This is a genomic window from Mucilaginibacter glaciei (assembly GCF_014773245.1).
Classification (GTDB): Bacteria; Bacteroidota; Bacteroidia; order Sphingobacteriales; family Sphingobacteriaceae; genus Mucilaginibacter; species Mucilaginibacter glaciei.
The window spans coordinates 155,904-181,589 of sequence record NZ_JACWMX010000002.1 but is presented as its reverse complement, the minus strand read 5'-3'; the positions used below and the strand labels follow the sequence as shown (position 1 = coordinate 181,589).

The window sequence follows — 25,686 nt, the reverse complement described above, 5'->3', positions numbered from 1 at the left end:
AAGGTGAGGCTATTCTCAAATCTAATATCTCACATCTCATATTTAAACTGCTACGTTATTTTCACGTAAAGCATCGTTTAAGGATGTTTTTTTATCTGTAGATTCTTTACGCTTGCCGATGATCAGGGCACAAGGCACCTGGTAATCGCCAGACGGGAATTTTTTAGTGTATGAACCCGGTATCACCACCGAGCGTGCCGGTACAAAGCTTTTATATTCAACCGGCTCAGGGCCTGTTACGTCGATAATTTTGGTTGATGCGGTTAATACCACGTTAGCGCCTAAAACGGCTTCGCTCTCTACATGCACACCTTCAACAACAATAGCGCGGGAACCCAGGAAACAGTTATCCTCGATAATTACCGGCGACCCTTGAATAGGCTCTAATACACCGCCAATACCCACACCGCCGCTCAGGTGAACATGCTTGCCAATTTGCGCGCATGAGCCTACTGTAGCCCAGGTATCAACCATGGTACCTTCATCTACATAAGCGCCAATGTTTACGTACGATGGCATCATGATAACGCCTTTAGCCAGGTAAGCACCGTAACGGGCAATACCATGCGGCACAACGCGTACACCGGTTTGCTTGTAGTCGGTTTTTAGTTTCATTTTATCGTGGAATACGAAGGGGCCGGTTTTGATCTCTTCCATAGCGCGGGTAGGGAAGTAAAGGATCACCGCTTTTTTGATCCACTCGTTAGTGTGCCAGCGGGTGCCGATCATTTCGGCAACACGTATTTCGCCTTTGTCCAGGCGTTCAATTACAGCCTCAATGGCGTTGATATAGTCGTTTTCACTCAAAAGGCTGCGGTTATCCCAGGCATCCTCAATCATTTTTTTAAGCTCGATCATCTATGTAATATAAAATTTTGTCAAATTAAAGGATTTTTAAGGAGATTTGTTTCAATTGAAGTATCAGATATTATAATACAACATGGCTGAAAAGGAAAAGTTAAGGATAGATAAGTATTTGTGGGCCATACGCATGTTTAAAACCCGCACGTTGGCGTCGGACGCCTGCAAGGCCGGGCGCGTTAAGTTAGAAAGCAATAACATCAAAGCATCGCATGAAGTTAAGATAGGGGAGCGTTACCAGATCTCGAAAGGGCCCGACCGTAAAGTGATCATGGTTGCCGGTTTATTAGAGAATAGGGTTGATGCTAAAAAAGCGGTAGATTACTACCAGGACATAACCCCGGTTGAGCAAACCACGGCCTTTAAATCAATGTTCCATGCACCGGTATTAAAACGCGACCGAGGCGCAGGCCGCCCCACCAAGCGCGACCGCCGCGAAACAGACGACCTGAAAGACAACTTTTTTGATAAAGCGCCGGAGAAGGAAGAGGAGTAACCGACTCACCCGGTCATTGCTCCGCTCGACCCCCCTCTCTCCGCAAGCCGAAAGAGGGGGGGTACAGTGACGTGTTCCGCCGGGTGTTCCGCTGCCTGTTCCGTTTTTCAAAAAAGTGTTCCGTTTTGTTCCATTTTAAGCGGAACACTATGCCGGTACAAAAGCTGTGTCTGGGGAGTCAACTCACCCGGTCATTGCTTCGCTTGACCACCCTTTCTCCGTAAGCAGAAAGATGGAATTGGATTTTTTTTAGCCGGCTGCCACGCGGCAGACACATACCACATCTAAAATTTATTGAGTAATATTGCAGCCAGTTTAGTACCCTTAAGCTGTTACAGCTTATATGAAAAGTATAGCCCAAAAAGTATTCGATATCGAGATTGCCTCGCTGCAGCACGTTGCCGGCATGATAGACGAGCAGTTTACCCAAACCGCCCGGGCTATAATGGAAAGCAAGGGCCGCCTGGTAGTGTGTGGAATGGGTAAATCGGGCCACATTGGCCGTAAGATCTCTGCTACTTTTACCAGCACCGGCACACCCAGCTTTTTCATGCACCCTTCCGAAGCCTTTCACGGCGACCTGGGGATGATAGCTGCCGATGACATCGTGATGCTGATATCCTACTCGGGCGAAACCGAAGAAGTTTTAAAGATCATCCCATTTTTGAAATGGAATAAAAATAAATTCATTGCCATTACCGGCAATACGCAATCAACCCTGGCTAAAAACGCCGATCATTGCCTTAACGTAAACGTAAAACAGGAGGCCTGCCCGCTGGAGTTGGCCCCTACATCATCAACTACAGCTACCTTAGTGATGGGCGATGCCTTAGCCGTCGCGCTGATGACGTTGCGGGATTTTAGTCCGGCTGATTTTGCACGCTTTCATCCCGGCGGCAGGCTGGGCCGCAAATTGTTAGTTAAGGTCAAAGACCTGATGCGTACCGATGCGCTGCCTTTTATCGAAGCAGATGCTACGTTTACCCAACTGGTGCTAAAAATGTCGGAAGGGAAACTGGGCATGGTGGTAGTAGGTTCGGCAGGTAAGGTAGAGGGTGTGATAACTGATGGCGACCTGCGTCGTGGCTTAGTGAAATATCCAAACATTCAATCCATGCCCATTACAGAGATCATGAACGCCACGCCGATTATGGTTGATGAAACCGAACTGGTTTACGATGCGGAAGAACTGATGATGGAGCGTAAGATCACTACCTTACTTATCCGCAATGCGGGCAACAGGGTAACAGGTATTTACCAGATCTTTAATCAGGTTTAAGTAAGGGCATGAAAACGATCATAGTTATACCCGCCCGCTTAAAGTCGACCCGTTTGCCGGGGAAAATGCTGCTTGACCTTGGCGGTAAGCCTGTCATCCAACGCGTTTACGAAGCATGTTTAAAGTCTACACTACACCAGGAGATCTGGATAGCGGCTGATAGTAATGAGGTATTTAACGTTTGCAAAACGTTCACCAACAATGTACTCATGACCCGCGAAGATCACCCCAGCGGTACGGACAGGATAGCCGAGGTTGCTGCAACTATTCCCTGCGATATGGTGATCAACGTGCAGGGCGATGAACCGTTTTTTGATGCGGATATAGTTGACCGATTAATAACTGCTTTGCAGCAAAGCGGTGCAGATATGGGCAGTGTTTATGCCCCGGTAGCGGACCTTGATGAGCTGCACAACCCCAACCTGGTAAAGGTAGTTACCGATATGAACGACTTTGCCCTATACTTTTCGCGTTACGCCATCCCGTTTTCAAGGGATACGATATTAGACGATGCCTCGGCTTATAAAAAGCACATGGGGGTATATGCTTATAAGGCAAGCTTTTTGCCGGAGTTTGTAAAGCTGCCGGTATCGTTTTTAGAGGCATCAGAAAAATTAGAACAACTAAGGGCCATTGAAAATGGCTATAAAATAAAAATGATAGCAGTGGCCGGTTTCGAAAAGGGGGTAGATACCCCGGAGGACCTGGAGCATGCGCGTAAAAAAATTGCAGACAATGGCATTGTATAAAGACATCACCGAAAAACCTTTTTTTATTGTTGGCCCATGCGTAATGGAAAACCAGGATCTTTTATACACCGTTGCCGGTAAGGTAGCTGAAATTAAAAGCAAGTATCCGGTTACCATGGTGTTCAAATCATCGTTTGATAAGGCCAACCGTACCAGCATCAGTGCCTACCGTGGGCCGGGTATTGAAAAGGGCTTGGAGATGCTGAACAAGGTGAAAGAGAAGTTTGGTTTGGAGGTAACAACCGATATCCATGAACCCTATCAGGCGGCTATTGCTGCAGAGGTGGTAGATATTTTGCAGATCCCGGCATTCCTTTGCCGCCAAACAGATCTGTTGGTTGCCGCGGCTAAAACAGGCAAAGTGGTAAATGTTAAAAAGGCACAGTTCCTATCAGGTCAGGATATGTTTTACCCGGCACAAAAGGTAAAGGAGGCCGGTAACGAGCAGATCATTTTAACGGAGCGTGGTAACTCTTTCGGTTATAACAATCTCGCGGTAGATTTCCGGAACATTTATGATATGAAGGAATTTGGCTACCCCGTGTGTATGGATTGTACCCACTCGGTACAGCGCCCCGGCGGTGCAGGCGGCAAAACCGGCGGCGACCGAAAATTCGTACCGAATATGGCCCATGCCGCAAAAGCATTTGGTGCCAGCGGTTATTTCATCGAAACCCACCCAGATCCCGACCATGCCCTAAGCGACGGCCCGAACATGTTGTTTTTGAATGATCTGGAAGAGCTGATAAAGTCGTTGATAAACTAAATAAATAGCATACCGTGAAAGCCGCAGTAATATCCAATCCGGGAGGGCCGGAGAATTTGGTGATCGAAGAAAGGGCGTTACCTGTTATTAAGGATGGCTGGGTATTGGTAAAAGTGATGGCGTTCGGCTTAAACCGGTCCGAGTTGATGACCCGTAAGGGTTACTCTCCCAACGTCAAATTTCCGCGGGTATTGGGTATCGAGTGCGTAGGTGTGGTAGATAACGACCCCAGCGGCCAGTATCAACCGGGGCAAAAGGTCGCAGCCTGCATGGGTGGTATGGGCCGTGATTTTGACGGCAGCTATGCAGAATATACGTTGTTGCCAAAAGAATTGCTTTATCCATTTAAAAGCCACCTTGCGTGGGATCAATTAGGGGCCTTGCCCGAGATGTTTGAAACAGTATATGGCTCATTGCATCTTGCGCTTAAAATAAAATCCGGAGACATACTACTCATTCGCGGCGGTACTTCTTCCATAGGTTTGCTTGCCGCTCAAATGGCAAAGCAAAGCGGAGTAAAGGTTGTCGCGACAACCCGTGATGACGGACGGAAAGCCATGCTTACCGATAACGGCGCACAAAATGTTATTATAGATAGCGGCGAAATTGCTTCAAAAGTAAGGGAGGTATATCCAACGGGAGTTGATAAGGTGTTAGAGTTGATTGGTACCGTTACGCTTAAGGATTCTTTAGCCAGTGCAGCACCGGGCGGCTCGGTTTGTATGACCGGGATGCTGGCAGAGAAATGGTCTGTTGCTGACTTTGCACCCATGGAATTTATACCAGCTACGGTAAGCCTGACCGTTTATGATTCCGGCCAGGTTAAAGCAGGCAAAGAGCATTTCCAATCGTTCATAAACGATGTTGAAAGCGGAGCAATTAAACTGAGTCTTGGTAAAGTATTTAATCTTGCCGATATTCAGGCGGCCCATCAATTAATGGATAGCAACCGGGCCGGCGGGAAGATAGTTGTTACTACTAATTCCTAATAATCCGTCTTCAATTCCGAATTTTCCCAAAGCTTAAAGGCAGACTGGGCTTCGTCGCGCATTAATTGCACAAAAGGCATTTTGCGCTTATCCATCGGCTTATCCAGTTCATCGTAAATAAAATGATCGTCGAAGCCTATTGCGGCGGCATCAGCCTTGGTATTGGCGTAGTAGATCTTATCTATCCTCGCCCAGTAAATGGCGCCCAGGCACATCGGGCAGGGTTCGCAACTGGTGTAAATTTCGCAACCTTCTAAGTTAAAACTCCCCAGTTCCTGGCAGGCCAGTCGTATGGCCGATACCTCGGCATGCGCAGTTGGATCGTTAGTGGGCACTACTTTGTTGGCGCTGCGGGCAAGCACCATTCCGTCTTTTACAATAACTGCACCAAAGGGGCCGCCCAATCCTTGTTTTACGTTATATTCAGACAGGTCGATAGCCATCTGCATAAAGTCTTCGTGTTTCATATATCAATATCTTGTTCAATAAGAAACCCCAACCAATGGCCGGGGTTTCAATAATCTTTATTTATTTAACAGGCATCTGCACATTCGCACATCTGCATATTTGCACATCTACTATTTCTTGTCTTTAGCGTAGGCGGCGTTCAATCCTTTGATCACATCAGCAGTGACATCCAGGCTCGCATCACCGTACATTACGGTCGGGTCGCCTTTTTTAAAGGTTAACACCATTTTATAACCTTTTTCTTTAGCTAAGGCTTTAGTAAAGTCAACCAATTTTTCGTAAAGTTTAGTTTGCTCTGCAACCTGCTCATTTTGAACCTGCGCACCGGCATTTTGCTGGTATTGTTGAAATTCCTGTCCCTTACGTTGCAGGCGTTGCTCGATAGGTGCACGTTGCTCGGCACTCATGGTAGCGGCATTTTTTTGGTATTCGGCAATTTCGCGCTGAATGGCTTGCTGGCGCGATTGTACATCGGCCTGTGCAGCTTTACCTTTAGCATCAAGGCGCTTGTCCATATCCTTGATGTAATCGTATTGAGATACAACCGAATCCTGGTTAAAGAAAACTACATCCTGTTTGCCAACCACTTCAGATGGGGCTGCAGCAGCAGTTTTAGTTTCTGGTTTATTTTGGTTGCAGGCAGCAACACTTGCAGCAATTGATAGTATTAAAACTGATTTTGCAACAATTGACGTCTTGATTTTCATTGTGTTTATCGTAAAAAAATTTTGACAAAGATAATCTTTCGGTACAAGTTTCCTAATTAAGATCACTAAATGTATGTATGCAGCCAATGGAGCGTGGTATGTGGATTTTTAGTTAAAGTGTTGATAAAAAAATAGGTGTAAACAATGGCGATAAATCGTTTTGCTATTGGCATATAGCAGATATGTAAAGCTAAAATCGTATTTTTGTGTACAGGACCCCAACCCGGGATTGTGTTATTGTTTAAATATAATATGAGCGAAGAAAATAAGGATAAATCAAATTATTCAGCGGATAATATTCAAGTTTTAGAAGGTTTAGAAGCCGTACGGAAAAGGCCTTCGATGTACATTGGCGATACAGGCGTTAAAGGCTTGCACCACTTGGTTTACGAGGTGGTTGATAACTCGATAGATGAGGCCCTTGCCGGTTATTGTGATACCATTAACGTGACCATCCATAAAGGCAACTCCATAACTGTTGTAGATAACGGCCGGGGTATCCCAACCGGTATCACTACAAAAGAAAAGGTATCGGCACTACAAATTGTAATGACGGTACTGCACGCAGGTGGTAAATTCGATAAGGATACTTACAAGGTATCGGGCGGTTTGCACGGTGTAGGTGTAAGTTGTGTTAACGCACTATCCATTCACATGAAAACGGTTGTTGAACGTGAGGGAAAGGTATTTACGCAGGAATACTCGCAGGGTAAACCATTGTTCGAGGTAAAGGAGATTGGTGTATCTGACCGTACCGGTACCACCCAAACTTTCCAGCCCGATTCAGAAATCTTTACCCTAACTACCGAATATAAGTTTGATACGCTGGCTGCCCGTTTACGCGAGCTGGCCTATTTAAATAAAGGGATCCGTTTAACACTAACCGACGAGCGCGAGCCCGAGGAAGATGGAAGCTTCCCGATGGAGGAATTTTATTCGACAGGCGGCTTAAGCGAGTTTGTCAAATTTTTAGATGGTACGCGTACCTCTATCATACCAGAGCCGATTTATTTGGACGGTATCAAACAAGGTATCCCGGTTGAGCTGGCTTTGCAGTACAACGATACCTATACCGAGAACGTACACTCTTACGTAAATAATATCAATACCATTGAAGGCGGTACGCACGTAGCCGGTTTCCGCAGGGGACTGACCCGTACGTTAAAAAGTTACGCGGATAAAGAAGGCTTGCTGAAGAACATGAAGGTAGAAATTACCGGCGATGACTTCCGCGAGGGTTTAACAGCCGTAATTTCTGTAAAAGTACAGGAGCCGCAGTTTGAAGGTCAAACTAAAGGTAAGTTAGGTAATAACGAGGTAATGGGTGCGGTAGATATGGCTGTAGGTGAGATTTTAGGTAATTACCTGGAAGAACACCCTAAAGAGGCCCGCATGATCGTAAACAAGGTTATCCTTGCCGCTACAGCCCGTGCCGCAGCGCGTAAAGCACGCGAAATGGTGCAGCGTAAAAGTGTGATGGGAGGCTCTGGCCTGCCGGGTAAATTATCCGATTGCGCTAACAGCGACCCCTCTTTATGTGAGCTTTACCTGGTAGAGGGCGACTCGGCGGGTGGTACTGCTAAACAGGGCCGTAACCGCGAATTTCAGGCTATTTTGCCCTTACGTGGTAAGATCCTGAATGTGGAGAAGGCCATGGAGCACAAGATTTACGAGAATGAGGAGATCAAGAACATGTTTACCGGTTTGGGCGTTAGCCGCGGTACACCTGATGATGATAAGGCATTGAATTTGGTCAAACTACGTTATCACAAAATTGTGATTATGACGGATGCGGACGTGGATGGATCGCACATTACTACACTGATCCTTACGTTCTTTTTCCGTTATATGAAAGAGCTGATTGAAAGCGGCTATGTTTACATTGCCTCGCCGCCACTTTACCAGGTTAAGAAAGGTAAAGAATTTGAATACTGCTGGAACGATGAGCAGCGCGATGTAGCTGTACAGCGTTTGAAAGGGCAGGGTAAAGAAGATAGCGTACATATACAACGTTACAAAGGTTTGGGTGAGATGAACGCCGAGCAATTATGGGATACCACCATGAACCCCGCCCACCGCACACTCAAAAAGGTAAGCATAGAAAACGCTGCCGAGTGCGACCATACCTTTAGTATGCTGATGGGTGATGAAGTGGCCCCCCGCCGCGAATTCATTGAGAAGAACGCCAAATACGCACGTATAGATACATAGGATAGATTTGCAGATTTGCGAATGTGCAGTTGATTTTAGAAATGATATTGAGCCCCGCTTTTTCGGGGCTTTTTTTATGCCTCATTTTTTGCCGCACTTCATTGCGCGGAGCGGTAGCGACAATGCAATCCTTAATAGAATTTTAGCCAACAGTATATTCGGAGATTGCCCTTGATTTCGATCTGTGATCAAATCAATATTAACTTTTAAATTTATATACATAGTTTTCTTATGTATATAAATTATTTTATATATTTGAATTATGAGTACCAACCCATTACTAAAAGGCAGCCTGCAAACTATCATTTTAAAGCTGTTGGAAGACAACGACGAGATGTATGGGTACGAGATAACCCAAAAGGTAAAGGAAGTATCTGACGGAGAGGTTATGCTTACCGAGGGCGCTTTGTATCCTGCCCTGCACAAACTGGAGGCCGATGGTTTCTTAGAAACCTTTACCCAGATAGTAGATAACCGGGTGCGTAAATATTATCGCCTTACCGAGCGGGGTGGCAAAGAAGTAACCAGTAAGTTGACCGAAGCCCGGGCATTTATAGATCAGCTGCAAACATTGTTGAACCTTAAACCGGCTGCCAAATGAAACCAACAGATGAGCAATTAAAGACTTTGCAGGATTATCTTCACGAAACGCTGGTGTACCGCGAAGCTTACGAAGAGATTTATGATCATATCCTGACAGCGCTGGAGGATCAGCCGGGCAATATCTCCTATCAGGACGCCATTAATAATATTATCCGCAATGATTTTGGCGACCCTAAGAACCTGTTAAAAGTAGAAAAGGGGATCAAGGAAGGGTTAGTGAACGATGCTATCCGCAAGTATTTTGCTTATCTGAAAAGCTATTTTACGTTCCCCGGTATATTTTATACCATAACAGGGGTAATGGCATCCTATTATTTTTTCTCCTATTCGGCGTTTAGTCCGGGTATTATCTTCTGGATCTTTGCTTTCCTGGTGATCGCACCATCAGTGATCTGGCTCATGCGATTATATAATACCGGCTATATTTTAGATACCACGCGCAAATCGGCAAGGGATAAATTGTTTGAAACGTTTACGGGTGTACCTATCAGAATAGGGCTTATACCCATGGCTTTTATCAACCTGACTGATTACAAAATATGGCAGGAAAACAACTACTATTTCATCACCTTATTTTTTGTGATAGGTGTGGTTTATAACCTTGCGCTTTACAGGTTGTATAAGGATGAATTTAATAATGCCCCGGCCATATGATATTAACAACAGAAGAAACGCAATGGGTAGCCGACCGGATGAAGATGTATGATATTAAATATCAGGAGATCTATTACGAGATTCTGGATCATATATTAACCGCGATAGAACTGAAGAGGGGTAATGGGGATAATCGGGAAATAGCTGTCGTTTTTCAGGATGTTGTAGATACTGATTTTGGTGGCTACATGGGTATCGAAACACTTGCGATTCAGCAGGAGCAGATCTATCGTAAGTTTGTCGGCGGCACTTCGTCAAAGATCCTTGGCAAGAATCTGTCCGACTGGCGGATCTGGGCATTTACACTCCTGGCATCTGCGCTGGCTTATAAATTACCCGATACGAAAACGATGCATGGGGTGTTTTTTGTGGTGATACTTCTACTTGCTTTCACGCCTCTCATCTATACTTTCACACTAATATCCAGCAATGTAAAGACCATAAAAGGAAAACAATCATTGCTAAAGGCACACCTAATGTCACAAACTTTCCTGCCCGGGATGCTGCTAAACGGTATCATATACATTCCGTCATTTTTTTCGGGTTTTGTTGATGGAGAAAATGGCTTTAAACTTATGCTGCGCTGGCCTATGCCGGCGCTAATGGTGGTGCTGATATTTTTTGCTGTACTGAATTTAAGCGTGATTAATTTATGCCGCCTAATACTTGATAAAAGGTCTATCAGCTGATCACTTCAGGATTAATACCTTTTTTCCAAAATCTATCACCGCATTATATTTCATCAGAACATCGCTGCCTAAAACGCCTAATACTTCGGGGTGGCCCATTTCTGAATAGGCGATATTGATAGTCGACAGGTCGAGCACGGCTACTTCTAATTCCGCGATGAGCAGGTTGCCTATCCAAATGTTTTCTAATAATGCAGTAGCCGATAACATGCTGTTGGTACCCAACCCTGTGGATAGCTGTTCGCTGGCAACAATGGCAGCCTGTTCGTTAGCCCTTAAAAGCAAGTCGCGGTCAAATGCTGTGCGCGATGCACCGGTATCGAGTACCAGCTTGAAAGTCTGGCCAAACAACACCACATCCAGTAGGGGGTGAAAGCCATCGCCATGCAGATCAATAATAGTTAGCGGAACGTTTATTTGAGATTTGGCCATGGGGGTTAAAATGTTGAGTGAATTATCAATTGAAATTAAATCGACCGATAATTCACCCAATCAAAAATTCGCTGATTAAAAAGGATATCCTATTGCAAGGTTAAAGATAGCATTCTTAAAACTTGGTGTTACCGAACGGCTGCCGCTACCGTTGATGTAAGGTGTTATCAGCGGGAAACCCAAATCGGTACGCAGTACCAATACCGTAGCATCAAACCTTAAACCAAAGCCGGCATCAACGCCCAGTTGTTTATAAAAATTCGGCCCGAAGGTACCGCCCGCCTGGTGCGGTTTGGCATTCCAAACGTTACCTGCATCTGCAAACAAGGCGCCGTAAACAATGCTGAATAGCTTAGCGCGATATTCCAGGTTAGCTTCCAATTTTATATCGCCCGATTGATCGGCTATAAAGCCATTGTTTAACGCAGTAGCATCTACACTGCCCGGACCGATAGAACGCGCCCTAAAGCCTCTTAAGCTATTTGGGCCGCCAATAAAGAATTGCTGGCTGTATGGTAATATGGTAGAGTTACCATAGGGTAAACCTACTCCTGCCAGCACACGCGCTGCAATTTTATTACCCGCGTTTATTTTGTGGAAAAACCTGAATTCACCCTCGGCTTTCACGTACTGGTTAAAGGTCGATCCTAAAAACTTTTTATCCTTCCCGGCCAAGGTATCAGCACCTGTAATAATACCGTAAAGGTTATTAGACAAGCTTACTTTTCCACGATAGTAAATGCTGTTGGTACGGTAATCTTCGGTAGTATTATCATAACTATAAGCATAACTTGGGCCCCAGGTAAACTGCGGGTCAATTACGTGCTTTAAAGCCGGGTTAGAAGTTTTTGCAATGCTATCCAGGTAAAGTTGCTGTACATTTCGCAATTTGGTAGATGAGATCTCCAGCAAATTCAATTCATGAAGCTTATGTATATCTGTTTTGAACTGGTAACCAAAAGATCCGCTAAAGGTATTTAACGCGTAAAGCTTTTGCCTGTCGGTAGCGGTATAACCCACTGATAGCACGGTGCGGGGGATATAAGCGTTGGATGACTTTACGTTAAACGGAGCGATGATCCTCGGCCATGACAGTGACGTTTGTGCACCGTATTGGAATACGTTAAACCCACCGTTTTGCCCGCCTGCCTGTACATCGGTACTTGCAAATAGGGTAAAGGTCAATAATTCGCCGCCTTTGAAGGCATTACGATTTTTCCAGCTTAGGTTAATTTGCGAGCCGGTATAATTGGCAGATGTAGTGCGGCCTAATAATTCCAGTTGTAACGATTTGCGTTTATATGGTGTTAGGAAGTAGTATACATCCAACTTAGGCGAATCGGGCGTTACATCTTCAAAACGGTTCTTCACATAACGGTACGGGCCCAGATTTATAAACCTGTTTAACGAGTTGTTGTGCGTTGTACGGCTGTAAGTATCGTTAGGATGCAACAATACGGTGTTCGCAAAAAGATATGGCCTGGCGGTGTTTCTTGGGTCAACAATGTTATACCAGCGGTACGCATTAGCCGAATCTAATTTTAGCGAAGTATCCCTCAACGAATAATTAGGGTACACGTAGATATTACGGATCGAGTAGATCTCCCTGGCGCGTTCCGGCGTGGCAGGTTTGATTTTTACATTTAAGTCTACCTGGTGATTAATGATCGTGCTATCGTATTGTACAATCAGCTGCTCAGGTGCAAAGTAAAAGAAACCCTTTTCTTTCAGGCGTGCATCTATCCGCAACCGTTCAGATTTGATCACGTCCAGGTTATACTTGTCGCCTTTCTTCAGCAAAGTTTCTTTCATGGTACCCCTAACCGCGGTATCTAAGCTATTATCTGTAGCTATAGGGAAAGTCACATTTCGAATAATATAAGGAGGGCCGGGCAATGCGGTAAAAACAGCCTTAGCGGTTTTTGCTTTACCAACCGTATCACCGCTAACCGTTGCCTGGAAATAACTCTCGTTCTGCAAACGATTTTGCATAATGGTGCTGTTCTTGGCCAGATCTACCTGACTGATCAGTACAGGTGGCTCACCATATTTACTAAAGAACTTTTGAATAAACCCTTTGCGTGCTTTGGTTTTAAAGTATAACCACAACTTAACCCGTAACCCCAATAATGATGAGTTTGGTTTTGGGCGTACAAGGGCCTTCATTTCTGCTTTAATGTTGTTGGCATCACTCTTTTTAATGGAGCTATCCTTTACTATTATTTCGGTGCCCGAGTATAATTTTTGCCCATCGGCAAGGTATTTGGTTGTACTGCACGCACTTAATAATACCGTTACGAAAAGCAGATATCTTAAATGTTTTATCATGATGTAGTTGTGGTCTGGGTCTTGGTTCTCATTTCTTTATCCTTCTGCTGCTGCGCTTTCTCCTGCTCGTCCTTCAGCTTTTGCTCTTCCTTATATTTCTTTTGTTGTTCCCGCTCTGCCTTGCTACGCTTGCGGAAGATCTCTTTGAAACGGTTATAATCTACCGTAAGGGTGAAGCCTAAGCCGGTTTCAACTACCTGGCCCTGTATTACGATGTACTCATCTTTGCGGTATGCTCTCAAAGCATATCGGCCATCTTTACTCAACTTATAACCAACCGAGATATTACCGGCAATGTTAGATGTTTTTTGACCTTGCTGTGCACCCTCTAAATTGAAATTATTGCCGACAGATACCGTTAGCCTGTCGTTCAGGAATCGTTTAGATAAGCCCACGTTAAGGTCGGTGCGGTTAGTGGCTGTACCCGATGAATAATCTTCGCCCGATGTAAGGCCGAAATTCAAGTCAACTCCTGATATTAGGTTACCCGCCAGACTGTTCAACTGATCGGATAATAAGCTGCTAACACTATTACGGATAGCCCCGCCAACACCTGCGCTGCCGCCCTGGCTTTGTAACGGGTTATCTCCAATAAAGTGGCTTAATACTAACACACCCAATACTTGTTTGTTAAGCTCGTTAGGGTCTTGCCTTACTTGCGCCAAACGGGTATTAACCGTGGTGGTAACGTCTGATGATACATTCAGGTTACCTTCGGGCAACGTAATATCGAAGCTGATGGTTGGTTTTAACAGTTCACCCTTTAAGTTAAGTTCTACATTGAAAGGTAACTTTTGCTTGTATTGGGTGCTGGTTGATGCATCCAGTTGATTCGATACTAAGTCGATAGGAGGTACGTTAGCAATGTATATCGCGGTCAGGTCGATATTCGCGCTGGTTGGGTCGCCGGTCCAGGTAATGGTACTTCCCTGTTTAAAGTTGAATTTACGGGTAACCGTAGCATAGGATAGGTTATACGATCCCTCGTTAACTATATATGTACCCGTCAGGCTGGTTTTGCCGCTTGGGTCTATACCACCGCTCAAGTGTGCTTCACCCTTCAGTTGCACCACATCGCCATTGCGCTCATCAACTACTATGGTGAAGTTGGCGTTCTTATCAATGTTAACGGTAGCGTTAACATCAAGCCCGGTTATTTCCGATTTCTTTAGCGAATCCAGTTGACGCGCCAGCAATATCGAATCCATTTTTGGTGCGCTCTGGTCGTAAAACTCTACCACCCCCTCGCGGTCTTCAACCCCGGGGTCGGTAGTTGGCAGCACAAAGGCCATATCAGTTTTGTCGTTAACGGTTAACGTCGCGTCTATTACTGGTTTCGCCATATCCCCACGGATCTTGACGCGGCTATCCAGGAACAATTTCCCGTAAAATAATTTGTTATCCGCTTTGGTAGAGTTGATCACCCTGAAGTTATCAGTACGGATATCCATCCCGAATTTAAAGTCGGTATAGGTTTTTGTATAGATAGACCCGCTGATAACGGCTTTGTTATTGGTCGAGTCGACTAGCGTGAAATCATTAAAACGGATGCCCTCATCGTTAAAGGTGATGCTCTCCTTGGGCATCGTAAAGTACGAGTTTAGCATCGATACGTTAAAGGCTACCTTATTAAAGTTAATATCGCCCCTCACGGCCGGTGCAGCGGTGGTGCCGGTTATTTTTAACGCACCGGTAATATTACCGCTTGCATTACGGATGCTGCCAAAGCTAAACCCTTCAATACTTTTCATATTCAGGCTCACTATGTTCAGGTTCAGATCGAAGCGGCTCTCCGGTAAGGTATAGTAAAGTCCGTTCAAATCTACCTGGTTGCCTTTACCTGTGATGCTCATTTGTGCAGCATATGCGTTGGCTGTTTGGTTATTTACTTTCAGGGCGATATTACCAACGGTGTCTCCCTTAAAGTTAAAGTCGCTCACCTTAAGTGCTGCGGTAAATACCGGTGATTTTTGGAAATTGCTTACCACGGCGTTGCCATCAATAACACCACCAATAAGCAGCGAATCCTGTTTGGCCATTTTAGTCAGCGTCTCTATCCTGAAGTTCCGGAAATCAACGTTTATGGGCGAATTGTATTCGCCCGAGTTACTGTTTACGCTCAGCACCTGGTTACTATTGGTTAGGCTGAAATTGCGCGCCAGAATCCCTTTTGCGCCAAACATAAATGCGTTATCCGGATTGACGGCCCAGGCAGTATAGTCAAGCAATAAGCCATCCTGCAAAAAGCTGAACTGGTATTCGCCCGGCATCGCGCTAAATTGCCCCGCAACGCGATAACGCTCTCTTTTAGTTTTATCGCGCACCTGTAAACTGATGCCCAATTTGTTGTTTTGCGCCGCACCCGTAACACTTGGATAAAGCAGATCGAGTGATGAACCCACCTTTATTTCGTCAGCTGTGAGACTATAATTAAGTGCGTTGTTGCCGGTGTTGATAGCCAGCTTCATCTTATTAACCGTATTAGTACCATAAACAACCCGCGGCACAGATCCGTTTACAATCAATTCGCCGGTAGTACTGTTAAAGCGGCCATTAAATAAAACCGGGTCAAGTTGTTTTAAATCAGGTACAAACTTCTCAACCAGCGGTGTTTTAACCAAACGGGCATCAAATGTAAATTGCTGCGGCGAATACTTAACCTTTGCACGCGGCGTTTTGCTGCCCATGCTGGTATTATAATATTTATCGATCACATCTTGCATGGCAGGCGCTATTTCAGTCAGTTTATATTTACCACCCATGCGGGCGTAAAACATTGGTGTTTTTAATCGTAGTGTGCTGCTATCGGCATTGGCGGTCGAGATCAGGCTAACCGTATCCAAATTAATTCGTGTACCTGCATTGTTTATCAAAAGTTCTGTGGCCAGGATGTTGGCATTCAGATAATCCGGGTCGGCAGTTGGCACATCGGCCACTATCTTACCATGAAAGCGCAACGAATTTGTTGTGAAATGCAGTTTTTGCAGATCGATGCTATCAACCATTAAGGTAGCGTTTACTGACGGGTATTTTTTATTCATGTTAGCCTTCGCATCCAAACTAAAGTTGATGTTAGGGTCTATCATTCTTGCTTTGGCAACGTAACTGCCGTTGCGGGCCGTGCCATTCATCACCAGATTTTTGTAGTTGTAACCCTTTACATAGGCACTGGCTACTTTGCCGCTAAATTGCAGGCTGGCGGTTTTAGAATCAAGGCCGGCACCTTTGATGTTTGCCGTCATGGTAACCATACCCACCATTTTAGGTTGCTTGGTTAGGGCACCTACATTAAGGTTATTGGCTTTTATATCGGCCGAATATGTTTCGCTGCCTTTGCGTTTACCGCTTTTCATGGCGGCTATCAAATCAACCACGCCATAACTGCTTCGCAGGTTCATTTTAGTATTAAAGTTTTTCATGGTACCTTTAAAGGTACCCTTCAAATCCATGTTCGGCGGGATGCTCACTGTAGGCGGTATAGTACCCTTTGGCGCAAGCCGCGCGATATCATAACTGCTGGTACGGAAATCGTTTATGGTTAGGTCGAAATAGGCCTTTTCTACATCAGGAAGGCCGCGCATGGTAGCCGATGCCTTTACATAGGTATTGCCAAAACCGCTTAATTCGATATTCGGGATGCGCAGGTTATCAACCGTGCCGTTAACCCGGCCGTTTATTTTCAGTACCGTATTGGGCGATGATTTGAATGGCTCCATTGATGCCATAGTGGGTACCAATAAAAGGATATCTTTTAAGCCTAATTTGCTGCCATCTAAATTGGCGTTGATACTTAACTTACCCAGATCTTTAGTCAGCGACTCGATTGAGGGGTAGCCCACCTGCAGGTCTTTTTGAATAACGGAGCGCGGGGTTTCTAACAGCAGGTCTTTCAAATAGGCACTTTTAGCCCCGTAGAAGAACGAAGTATGAAACTTATTAATGGCTAACCCACTTTTTTCAGTAAAAGTAAAGGAGTTGATCTTACCCGAAAGGCTGTCCGGGTTATAGGCAATGTTCTCGGCATCGGCATTCAGGTTTTTGATATCCATGTGGCCAAAATCCAGCCCGCGGGGGATAGCCTTTTGCGCATCATTGTCAAACTTAATGTAGTTGTTAGTCAGCGTGATCTTGCCCAGGGCAGCTGTCCAGCCTTTAGCTGTTTGCCGGGCCGATACCAGGGTATCCAGCTTTTTAACGGCATTGACCGCTGCCTTTATAACGGTTTTTGGCTTGGCGAATCTTAAGCCCGCGGTGGTGTTGTCAAGTGTAATGTCTTTGATACCTACAAATTGGTTCTTAAGGTCTATCTTATCCATGTTAACCAAAAACTTGCCCAGGTTAACGCTGGCGTCCATCTCTGCGGCGCGGTAATCAACCTTAACTTTGTCTACGTTGAGCTCTCCCAGGGTAAGATCGATATTTAACGGTGTTACCGCGGTATCGACAGCCGCAGTTTGCGCTACAGATGAACCCGATGGCGTTTGAATGATCTTGGCATTCACTCCGCTCAGGTTAATTTTAGGGATAGTAAATTTCATCTTATCCAAGTCAAAATCCTTAATACGGGTATCAAAGTGGCCCAGCAAAAATTTAACATCATTGCCGGTGGTGGCATCCTTGTATTTAAGATTAATACGATCGAGTATGATCTTATCAACAGAAAACTTCATGGTTGAGGTGGTGTCCTCGGGCTTAACTTCTTTTTTTTGCTCGCCGGCAAATGCCTTAATAATATAGTCGAAGTTAAAAAGGCTATCCTTGCCACGGCTAACGTTAGCGGTAATACCTTCCAGGTTTATTTCGTTTATCTCCACCTTGTTTTTTAGCAGTTTCATTAACGTGATATCTACTTTTAACTTGTCGCCGGCTATCAGGGTGTCTTTTTGCTGATCCTCAAAATAAACATTCTCCAGTACCAACAATTTAGGGAGGCCTAAACTGATGTGGCCTATCTGAACCTTGGTGTGAATTTTATTTTGTAAAAAAGTTACAGCTTTATCCTTAGCGAAGTTTTGTACTGCGGGTACCTGTATCAAAATAACTACAAGCAATATCAAAAAAATGACACTTGCAATTATCCAAAGTATTGTCTTGAGGGCTATACGTCCAAATCGTTCCAAATTGGTAAAGGTTAGGGTTACTACTTATAGTTGTAAAAATTATATGCTAATACGCTGTCTATGCAGATTTTTAAACATCTGATTATAGCTATTGTTTGTAACAAATGGGGTGATTTGCTATTAAAGATAAGGACCGGCTGATATGTAAAACATTATTTACAGAAAAAGTGTGCCAGTCAAAAAGCAGATTGAGCAACCCTTAGCAAATGTGGAAAACATGACAATATCTATTCTCCACGGGTTTTTGTTTTTTGATAAATTTGTAATCCACCGGATACAGAGAGAAAGATACACATGCCCGAATTTTCGCACCTACACGTACACACCCAGTTTTCGTTACTTGACGGCGCCGCCGATATAACGAAATTATATAAAAAGGCCGCCGCCGATGGAATGAAGGCCCTTGCTATTACCGATCACGGTAATATGTTTGGCGCGTTTAAATTTGTGGCCGAGGCAGGCAAGCATGGCGTTAAACCCATCGTTGGCTGCGAGTTTTACGTGGTAGATGACCGGCATAAAAAACAGTTTACCAAAGAGAAAAAAGATAAGCGTTACCACCAGTTGATGCTGGCGAAAAATGCCGAGGGCTATCAAAACCTGATCAAGCTATGCTCTTTAGGATATATGGAAGGCCTTTACAGCAAATGGCCCCGTATTGATAAAGAACTGATTCTAAAATATCATAAAGGCATTATCGCCACCACTTGTTGCCTGGGGGCGTCAGTACCGCAGGCTATTTTACGCGACGGTGAGGCCGCTGCCGAAATTGAGTTTAAATGGTGGCTCGACCTTTTTGGTGAGGACTTTTACATCGAGATGCAGCGCCACGATATCCCTGACCAGGATACGGTGAATTTGGTGCTGATGAAATTCGCTAAAAAGTATAATGTAAAGGTGATCTGCTCAAACGATTCGCATTATGTGGATCAGCAGGACTCAAATGCGCACGATATTTTGCTTTGTGTAAACACCGGCGATTTACAAAGTACCCCCATAGCTACCGACGAGGAAGGCGGCAAGGGTTACCGTTTCGGCTTTACTAACGATCAGTTTTACTTTAAGACCCAGGCCGAGATGGGTAAGCTGTTCAGCGATATCCCGGAGTCATTAGATAATACGCAGGAAATTGTAGATAAGGTAGATGTGCTGAAATTAAAGCGCGATATCCTGCTTCCTAACTACGTCATCCCGCCTGAATTTAAGATCCATAGTGACATGACGCCCGATGCGGATACTCTTAACCAATGGGAGTATCTGAAGCATTTAACCTTTTTAGGCGCTAAAGAGCGTTACAAAGATATCAGCCCCGAGGCCGAGGAGCGGATTAACTTTGAACTGTTCACCATCCGTACTATGGGCTTTGCAGGGTATTTCCTGATTGTTGCCGATTTTATCAGGGCCGGTCGCGATATGGGGGTTTTTATAGGCCCGGGCCGTGGCTCTGCAGCAGGTTCGGTAGTGGCCTATTGTACCGGTATTACTAATATCGACCCGCTAAAGTATAACCTCCTGTTTGAGCGTTTCCTAAACCCGGACAGGAAGAGCATGCCCGACATCGATACGGATTTTGATGACGCCGGCCGCCAAAAGGTGATAGATTATGTGGTTGAAAAGTATGGTAAAAACCAGGTAGCACAGATTATTACCTACGGCTCTATGGCTGCCCGGACCAGTATCCAGGATGTGGGCCGCGTGTTGGATATGCCCCTGAGCGATGTGAACGCCCTGAAAAAACTGGTACCCGAGACATTGGGGATCAACCTGAAAACAGCTATCGAGCAAGTGCCGGAGTTACAGGCTATTTATAAATCGCCGGATTTGAAGGGTATAGTGCTGCGCGAAGCCGAGAAACTGGAAGGATCTGTCCGTAATACGGGTGTGCATGCTGCAGGTATCATCATCGCCCCTTATGATTTGACGGACATTGTACCCGTTGCCACGGCTAAAGACTCCGATCTGTTGGTTACCCAGTATGACGGGCGTGTAATTGAAGATGCAGGAGTAATTAAAATGGACTTTTTGGGCCTTAAAACCCTTACCATTATCAAGGATGCCCTACGGATGATCAAACAAAACCACGGTGTGGAAATCGACATAGATTACATCCCCCTGGATGATAAAGAAACTTATGAGCTTTATCAGCGTGGCGATACCAACGGTACATTCCAGTTTGAAAGTGACGGGATGCAAATGTATCTGCGCGACCTGAAACCCGATAAGTTTGAAGACTTAATTGCCATGAACGCCCTGTACAGGCCGGGCCCTATCGAGTATATTCCCAACTTTATCAAGCGTAAACACGGGCAGGAACCAATCGTTTTCGACCTGGCCGATATGGAGGAATACCTGGGTGAAACCTATGGTATTACCGTGTACCAGGAGCAAGTGATGCTTTTATCGCAAAAGCTGGCGGGCTTTAGTAAAGGAGATGCCGACGTTTTGCGTAAGGCAATGGGTAAAAAGCAACTGGATATCCTTAACAAAATGGAATCGCAGTTTATGGATGGCGCAATGGCAAAAGGCCACGCTAAAGATAAACTGACCAAGATCTGGACCGACTGGAAGGCTTTTGCACAGTATGCGTTCAATAAATCGCACTCTACCTGTTATGCTTTTGTGGCTTACCAAACGGCTTATTTAAAGGCGCATTACCCGGCCGAGTATATGTCGGCCGTATTGAATAATCAAAACAACATGGAGAAGATCACCTTCTTTATGGAAGAGTGCCGCCGAATGGGGGTTGAAGTGTTAGGGCCCGACATTAATGAAAGTGCCATGGCGTTTGCTGCCAACAAAAAGGGCGTTATCCGCTTTGGTATGGCGGGCGTAAAAGGGGTAGGCGAAAAGGCGGTTGAAAGCATTATAGAAGAACGTGACCTGAACGGCCCTTACAAAAGCGTATACGATTTTGCACAGCGGTCAAACACCCGGTCGGTAAATCGCAAATCATATGAGAATTTAGTTTACGGCGGCGCGTTTGATGAGTTTGGACTAAACCGTTCGCAATTCTTCGCCAAAACTGAGAATGGATTGCTTACGGGCGTAGAGCGTTTGATCAAATACGGTAACGATTATCAGAACACCAAAAACAGTTCACAATCATCGTTATTTGGCGGTTCGGTAGCGTCATACATTCCAGAGCCTGCTATGCCTGATTGTGAAGAATGGGCATTGATAGAGAAGCTTAAGTACGAAAAGGAAGTCATCGGCATATACCTCACCGGCCATCCGCTGGATAATTATAAGCTGGAGTTAGAGAAATACTGCAACACCACTATTGCCGAGTTGAAAGATGTGCAAAAGGCACGATCTGGTGAAGGCGGCGAAGAGGTAATGGCAAATCTGAATAATTTACGAAAAAGGGGCGAGATCTGTATTGGCGGGTTGGTTGCCAGTGTACAGCACAGGTTTACTAAAATGGGTAAGCCATTTGGCTCGTTCGTGTTGGAAGATTACAACGAATCTTACGAGTTTGCCTTTTTTGGCGATGACTATGTGAAATTCCGCAATATGATGGTAGAGGGGTATTTTCTGCATATAAAGGGATTAATAGAAGAAAAGTACCGACAAAAGGATAACTGGGATATGAGGGTTACGGTAATGAGCTTGCTATCTGAAATGCGGGATAAGCTCACCAAATCAATCACGGTTTGCCTTGATGTTAAGGCATTAAACAATCAGTTGTTAGACAGCCTGCAGCAGATCATCAGCACCAATAATGAAAAGTACCCGGCAAAAAGCTGTCAGCTTAAGTTTAAGGTGAAGGATGGCGAAGAATCAATGTATGTTGACCTGGCTTCTAAATCGGTAAAGGTAAGCCCGAGCGATGACCTGATGGCCGAGATCTATAGCTTGACTAATGCACAGGCGGTGTTGTTGTAGTAACGCATGCCCTTGATGCTATCAGATAAATTTTTTTAATTGCAGGCAATATAAAATTACATATTTCTCATACGATATTGTTTATCGCATTTTCCCTGAACAACACACCTTAGTGATACTTTCAATATTTCACACAAGTAGAAATCCTGCAAGAAAGAAAAAAAGCTGTTATAATATTTCTTCGCTCGCGTTGCCAATATCTAATACAAAACTCTTTGACTATTCAACATCTGTCATTCTTTTCCACAACTCTAATATAATTGTCACATTGTCATGTGGCTACTTGTGGCAAGCTATTTGAATAGTATATATTTGTACACTAAAATTTAAAAAATAAAATCATGGCTATAGAAATAACTGATGCAAACTTTGATGAACTTGTTTTAAAATCTGACAAACCTGTATTGGTTGATTTTTGGGCAGAATGGTGCGGTCCGTGTAGAATGGTTGGCCCTGTAGTTGAAGAAATTGCTAAAGAATATGATGGCAAAGCCGTTGTAGGTAAAGTAAATGTAGACAACAACCCGGGTATATCAATGAAGTTTGGCATCCGTAATATCCCTGCCTTATTGTTCTTCAAAAATGGCGAAATAGTTGACAAACAAATTGGTGCCGTTCCAAAATCAGTATTGGCAGAAAAATTAGCTAAACAATTAGCTTAAGCATTAATAATATATAACAAGAGCGGCCCGTGATATTTATCACGGGCCGCTCTTGTTATTAAGACTTTTAACTTTTCACCTAGATTACATCCGGCTAACATCACCGCTGCCAGCTTTTGAACTGGTAACATTTTTAACTGCACCGGTATAATGCACATCGCCGGACCCAACTACGGATGCCTCTAATTTATCGGTAGCGTTTACGCGCGCATCGCCAGAACCGGCTACTTTTACAATCGTATTTGCAGTTGCCAAGTTTTGCCCGGTAAAATCGCCCGAGCCTACTACGCTTACTGATGAGCTTTCTGCACGGCCGCTAATGGTAATATCGCCGGATCCTGAAAGGCTGCTTTCCAATGATCGTACATCAACTTTGCCGGTTAAATCACCCGAGCCTGCTAATTTTAATTTTAAAGACGGTGCATGCAGCCCTCCCTTAAAATATACATCGCCCGAGCCGGCAAGGCTTACCATGTTAACATCTTTAATAGATACATACACAACTATTTTTTTATTGCCGTTCCAGTTCCAGGTCATGCCGTTGTTCTTTTTGTTATATATCTTTAAAACGCCGCCCTCAACTTCTGTAACAATACGGTCTATTACATCATCGGGCGCTTCTACCTTAACAGATTCTGACGAGCCCTGAGTAATGTAAACATCAAACGAACCGGCAACGCTAACGGCGTTAAAGCCGGATAAGTGTCGGTCTTCTGAACCAAATGATTTGTTTGTATTTGCCTTCGCGAACGAAAGGGTGTTAACGGCAACCAGCGCGGCAGCCATTAGTAAGGTTTTTAGTGATTTCATGCGTTGTATAGTTAGTTTAACTATTAGATGCGCACTGTATCAGAAAAGTTGCACGGAATTGAAAATAAATTATTTCTGTTGTAAAGCTGTGTAAGCTACAGCGTAGCAATTAGGCATGCGATGAAATTTAATAGGTTGTCATTTCGAACGATAGAGAGAAATCCTCTTAGTTGGACGTGAAAACATTGCTTAACCAAGAAGATTTCTCCTCGCTATTGCTCATTCGAAATGACAAGGGTGGGGGACTAATCCACCAGCACCCCTATATAATAATTAAAGGTATCTACCTCAATGTTATCTTTTGTAGCGCCGTCAATAGCTAACGGGGCAAACCGTGTACGCGGGGTAATAAACTTATACTCTCCGCCTTTAACGCGCACTTTGACCGGCATAGCGAAACCTTCAGCATCGGCTATCCAACGGCACATTAGTTTGCCGCCAATGTTCATAAACTCCAGTGTTGGGATATTCTTATAGTGCAGGTACTGATCAAACATCGGACTCAGATTTTTACCGCTTTGTTTATTAATGTAATTTACTACCTGGTCATAAGTAACGGTCTGGTGATAGAACGTTTTATTTAACCCACGCAAGATTTCGCGCCATTTTTCATCATCGTTAATAATGGTGCGGATCATGTTAAGCATGTTGCCGCCCTTAGGGTACATATCGCCGCTTCCCTCTTTATTTACACCGTACGGCCCTACAATTGGCTCGTTATTTAAAATACCCAGGCGTGTGCCATGCACATATTCCTGCCCGGCCTGCTTGCCCCAGTTATCTTCAATAAACAATGATTCGCTGTAGTTGGTAAAACTTTCATGTATCCACATATCGCCCAAATCTTTACTCGTGATGTTGTTGCCAAACCACTCATGGCCGCTTTCATGCACCACAATAAAATCCCATTTTAAACCCCAGCCCGTGCCTGATAGATCGCGGCCCAGATAGCCGTTGCCGTAGTGGTTGCCATAGGCTGTACCGCTTTGGTGCTCCATACCCAGGTGATGTGTTTCGATCAGTTTATAACCATCTTCATAAAAAGGGTAAGGGCCAAACCAATGCTCAAAGGCTTTCAGCATCGGCTTTACGTTAGCCGCAAATTGTTTTTTGGCTTTGTCTACATTGTAGCTTAACGGCCAGTAGTCTAAAGTCAGTTTGCCTTTCTCGCCCATGTAGGTATCGCTAATGTGGGCGTAGTCGCCAATGTTGGCTTCGATGTTATAGTTATTGATGGGTTGTGATACAAACCAGTCGAAACGGGTGTAGCCGTTCGTCAGGTCGGTCACTTTACGCAGGCGGCCGTTAGATACGTCTTTTAACCCTTTAGGTACACTGATGCTAATGAGGGCGCTGTCGGCTTCATCAGCCTGCTGGTCTTTAGTAGGCCACCATACGCTGGCACCCATGCCCTGGCAGGCGGTAGATACCCATTTATGGCCTAACGAGTCAACATTATATTCAACCCCGCCATCCCAGGGCGCACGCTTGGCAATAGTGGGGTTGCCGGAGTAGTAAACGGTAAACTGATCTTTGCTGCCCTTGGCAATGGTTTGCGGGAAGCTTACAAACACCGCGTTAAATTCGCGGGTGTAGGGCAGTTCTTTCCCTTTGTAAACCACTTTCTCCAACTTTAAATTACTAAACAGATCGAACTGTAGCTTGGTGAAATCCGCATCCGCAGTAAATTTAAACATTACGTTACCGCTGATGAATTTCTGGTCTATATCAAACTTCACATCAAGGTGGTAGTAGTTGATATCATAACACGTACGCAACGGTGTGGTTAACGATCCGCGTAAGGTATCTGCACGGGTAAAGGTTTCTTTATGCGCGCCGAGTTGGGCGAAGGTAGCCAGAGGTAAAAAACCTACAATGGCAACGCTTAATAATTTGAAGAAAATTCTCATTTATAATTTCTAAAATCTCGCAAAGGCGCTAAGATTTAATAATAAAACTTTGCGACTTAGCGTCTTT

The 25,686-nt window shown here is 44.6% G+C and carries 19 protein-coding genes; 11 read left to right on the top strand and 8 right to left on the bottom strand.

What is annotated here, in order from left to right:
* Positions 1–42: 42 nt before the first annotated feature.
* Positions 43–858: a 2,3,4,5-tetrahydropyridine-2,6-dicarboxylate N-succinyltransferase gene (locus IDJ76_RS05400; protein ID WP_191161562.1), complete on the bottom strand. Its 816-nt coding sequence runs from the start codon at positions 856–858 to the stop codon at positions 43–45.
* An 82-nt stretch (positions 859–940) separates the two neighbouring features.
* On the opposite strand from IDJ76_RS05400, the gene IDJ76_RS05395 reads away from it, so the two are divergent.
* From IDJ76_RS05395 to IDJ76_RS05375, 5 genes are all read left to right on the top strand, one after another.
* Complete coding sequence (locus IDJ76_RS05395) at positions 941–1,357, top strand: RNA-binding S4 domain-containing protein (protein WP_191161560.1); 417 nt, start codon at positions 941–943, stop codon at positions 1,355–1,357.
* A gap of 343 nt (positions 1,358–1,700) precedes the next feature.
* Positions 1,701–2,636, top strand: coding sequence for a KpsF/GutQ family sugar-phosphate isomerase (locus tag IDJ76_RS05390; RefSeq protein ID WP_191161558.1), 936 nt, complete (start codon positions 1,701–1,703; stop codon positions 2,634–2,636).
* 8 nt (positions 2,637–2,644) lie between these two features.
* Positions 2,645–3,385 (top strand): 3-deoxy-manno-octulosonate cytidylyltransferase, encoded by a 741-nt coding sequence (gene kdsB / locus IDJ76_RS05385; protein ID WP_191161556.1) that lies wholly within the window; start codon positions 2,645–2,647, stop codon positions 3,383–3,385.
* Positions 3,372–4,151, top strand: coding sequence for a 3-deoxy-8-phosphooctulonate synthase (gene kdsA, locus IDJ76_RS05380; protein WP_191161554.1), 780 nt, complete (start codon positions 3,372–3,374; stop codon positions 4,149–4,151). Before kdsB ends, kdsA begins: the two co-directional genes overlap by 14 nt.
* A 14-nt stretch (positions 4,152–4,165) precedes the next feature.
* Positions 4,166–5,140 (top strand): zinc-binding alcohol dehydrogenase family protein, encoded by a 975-nt coding sequence (locus tag IDJ76_RS05375; RefSeq protein WP_191161552.1) that lies wholly within the window; start codon positions 4,166–4,168, stop codon positions 5,138–5,140.
* Here the strand turns inward: IDJ76_RS05375 and IDJ76_RS05370 are convergent.
* Together IDJ76_RS05370 and IDJ76_RS05365 are read right to left on the bottom strand one after the other, a co-directional pair.
* The gene (locus tag IDJ76_RS05370) at positions 5,137–5,607 is read right to left on the bottom strand and encodes a nucleoside deaminase (RefSeq protein WP_191161550.1); all 471 of its coding nucleotides are present in this window, start codon (positions 5,605–5,607) and stop codon (positions 5,137–5,139) included. The two genes, IDJ76_RS05375 and IDJ76_RS05370, sit on opposite strands and share 4 nt — an antisense overlap.
* 111 nt (positions 5,608–5,718) lie before the next feature.
* Entirely contained in the window at positions 5,719–6,315 is a 597-nt protein-coding gene (locus IDJ76_RS05365) for an OmpH family outer membrane protein (RefSeq protein WP_191161548.1), read from the bottom strand.
* A gap of 252 nt (positions 6,316–6,567) precedes the next feature.
* Here IDJ76_RS05365 and gyrB point away from each other — a divergent pair, with 252 nt between their 5' ends.
* The 4 genes from gyrB (at position 6,568) to IDJ76_RS05345 (ending at position 10,472) form a co-directional block, all read left to right on the top strand.
* Positions 6,568–8,526, top strand: coding sequence for a DNA topoisomerase (ATP-hydrolyzing) subunit B (gene gyrB, locus IDJ76_RS05360; protein WP_191161546.1), 1,959 nt, complete (start codon positions 6,568–6,570; stop codon positions 8,524–8,526).
* A 262-nt stretch (positions 8,527–8,788) separates the two neighbouring features.
* Positions 8,789–9,127: a PadR family transcriptional regulator gene (locus IDJ76_RS05355; protein ID WP_191161544.1), complete on the top strand. Its 339-nt coding sequence runs from the start codon at positions 8,789–8,791 to the stop codon at positions 9,125–9,127.
* Positions 9,124–9,783, top strand: a complete 660-nt coding sequence (locus tag IDJ76_RS05350; RefSeq protein WP_191161542.1) for a hypothetical protein — start codon at positions 9,124–9,126, stop codon at positions 9,781–9,783. The genes IDJ76_RS05355 and IDJ76_RS05350 overlap by 4 nt, the downstream gene beginning before the upstream one ends.
* Positions 9,780–10,472 carry a hypothetical protein gene (locus IDJ76_RS05345; RefSeq protein ID WP_191161540.1) on the top strand — a complete coding sequence of 231 codons (693 nt, stop codon included), beginning with the start codon at positions 9,780–9,782 and terminating at the stop codon, positions 10,470–10,472. Before IDJ76_RS05350 ends, IDJ76_RS05345 begins: the two co-directional genes overlap by 4 nt.
* Here IDJ76_RS05345 and IDJ76_RS05340 read toward each other — a convergent pair whose 3' ends face one another.
* The 3 genes from IDJ76_RS05340 to IDJ76_RS05330 all read right to left on the bottom strand — a co-directional run bounded on the left by IDJ76_RS05340 (position 10,473) and on the right by IDJ76_RS05330 (position 18,352).
* Positions 10,473–10,904, bottom strand: coding sequence for an aspartyl protease family protein (locus IDJ76_RS05340; protein WP_191161538.1), 432 nt, complete (start codon positions 10,902–10,904; stop codon positions 10,473–10,475).
* 75 nt (positions 10,905–10,979) lie between these two features.
* Positions 10,980–13,232: a translocation and assembly module lipoprotein TamL gene (tamL, locus tag IDJ76_RS05335; protein WP_191161535.1), complete on the bottom strand. Its 2,253-nt coding sequence runs from the start codon at positions 13,230–13,232 to the stop codon at positions 10,980–10,982.
* Positions 13,229–18,352 (bottom strand): translocation/assembly module TamB domain-containing protein, encoded by a 5,124-nt coding sequence (locus tag IDJ76_RS05330; protein WP_191161533.1) that lies wholly within the window; start codon positions 18,350–18,352, stop codon positions 13,229–13,231. The genes tamL and IDJ76_RS05330 overlap by 4 nt, the downstream gene beginning before the upstream one ends.
* Positions 18,353–18,646: 294 nt before the next feature.
* Between IDJ76_RS05330 and dnaE the strand changes: the two genes are divergently transcribed.
* Both dnaE and trxA read left to right on the top strand, forming a co-directional pair.
* Positions 18,647–22,237 (top strand): DNA polymerase III subunit alpha, encoded by a 3,591-nt coding sequence (dnaE, locus tag IDJ76_RS05325; RefSeq protein WP_191161531.1) that lies wholly within the window; start codon positions 18,647–18,649, stop codon positions 22,235–22,237.
* A gap of 341 nt (positions 22,238–22,578) precedes the next feature.
* Entirely contained in the window at positions 22,579–22,899 is a 321-nt protein-coding gene (gene trxA / locus IDJ76_RS05320) for a thioredoxin (protein ID WP_191161529.1), read from the top strand.
* Positions 22,900–22,983: 84 nt separating this feature from the next.
* Here the strand turns inward: trxA and IDJ76_RS05315 are convergent, their stop codons facing one another.
* Both IDJ76_RS05315 and IDJ76_RS05310 read right to left on the bottom strand, forming a co-directional pair.
* Positions 22,984–23,553 carry a head GIN domain-containing protein gene (locus IDJ76_RS05315; RefSeq protein WP_394367921.1) on the bottom strand — a complete coding sequence of 190 codons (570 nt, stop codon included), beginning with the start codon at positions 23,551–23,553 and terminating at the stop codon, positions 22,984–22,986.
* Positions 23,554–23,954: 401 nt separating this feature from the next.
* Complete coding sequence (locus tag IDJ76_RS05310) at positions 23,955–25,619, bottom strand: M1 family metallopeptidase (RefSeq protein WP_191161525.1); 1,665 nt, start codon at positions 25,617–25,619, stop codon at positions 23,955–23,957.
* Positions 25,620–25,686 lie beyond the last annotated feature (67 nt).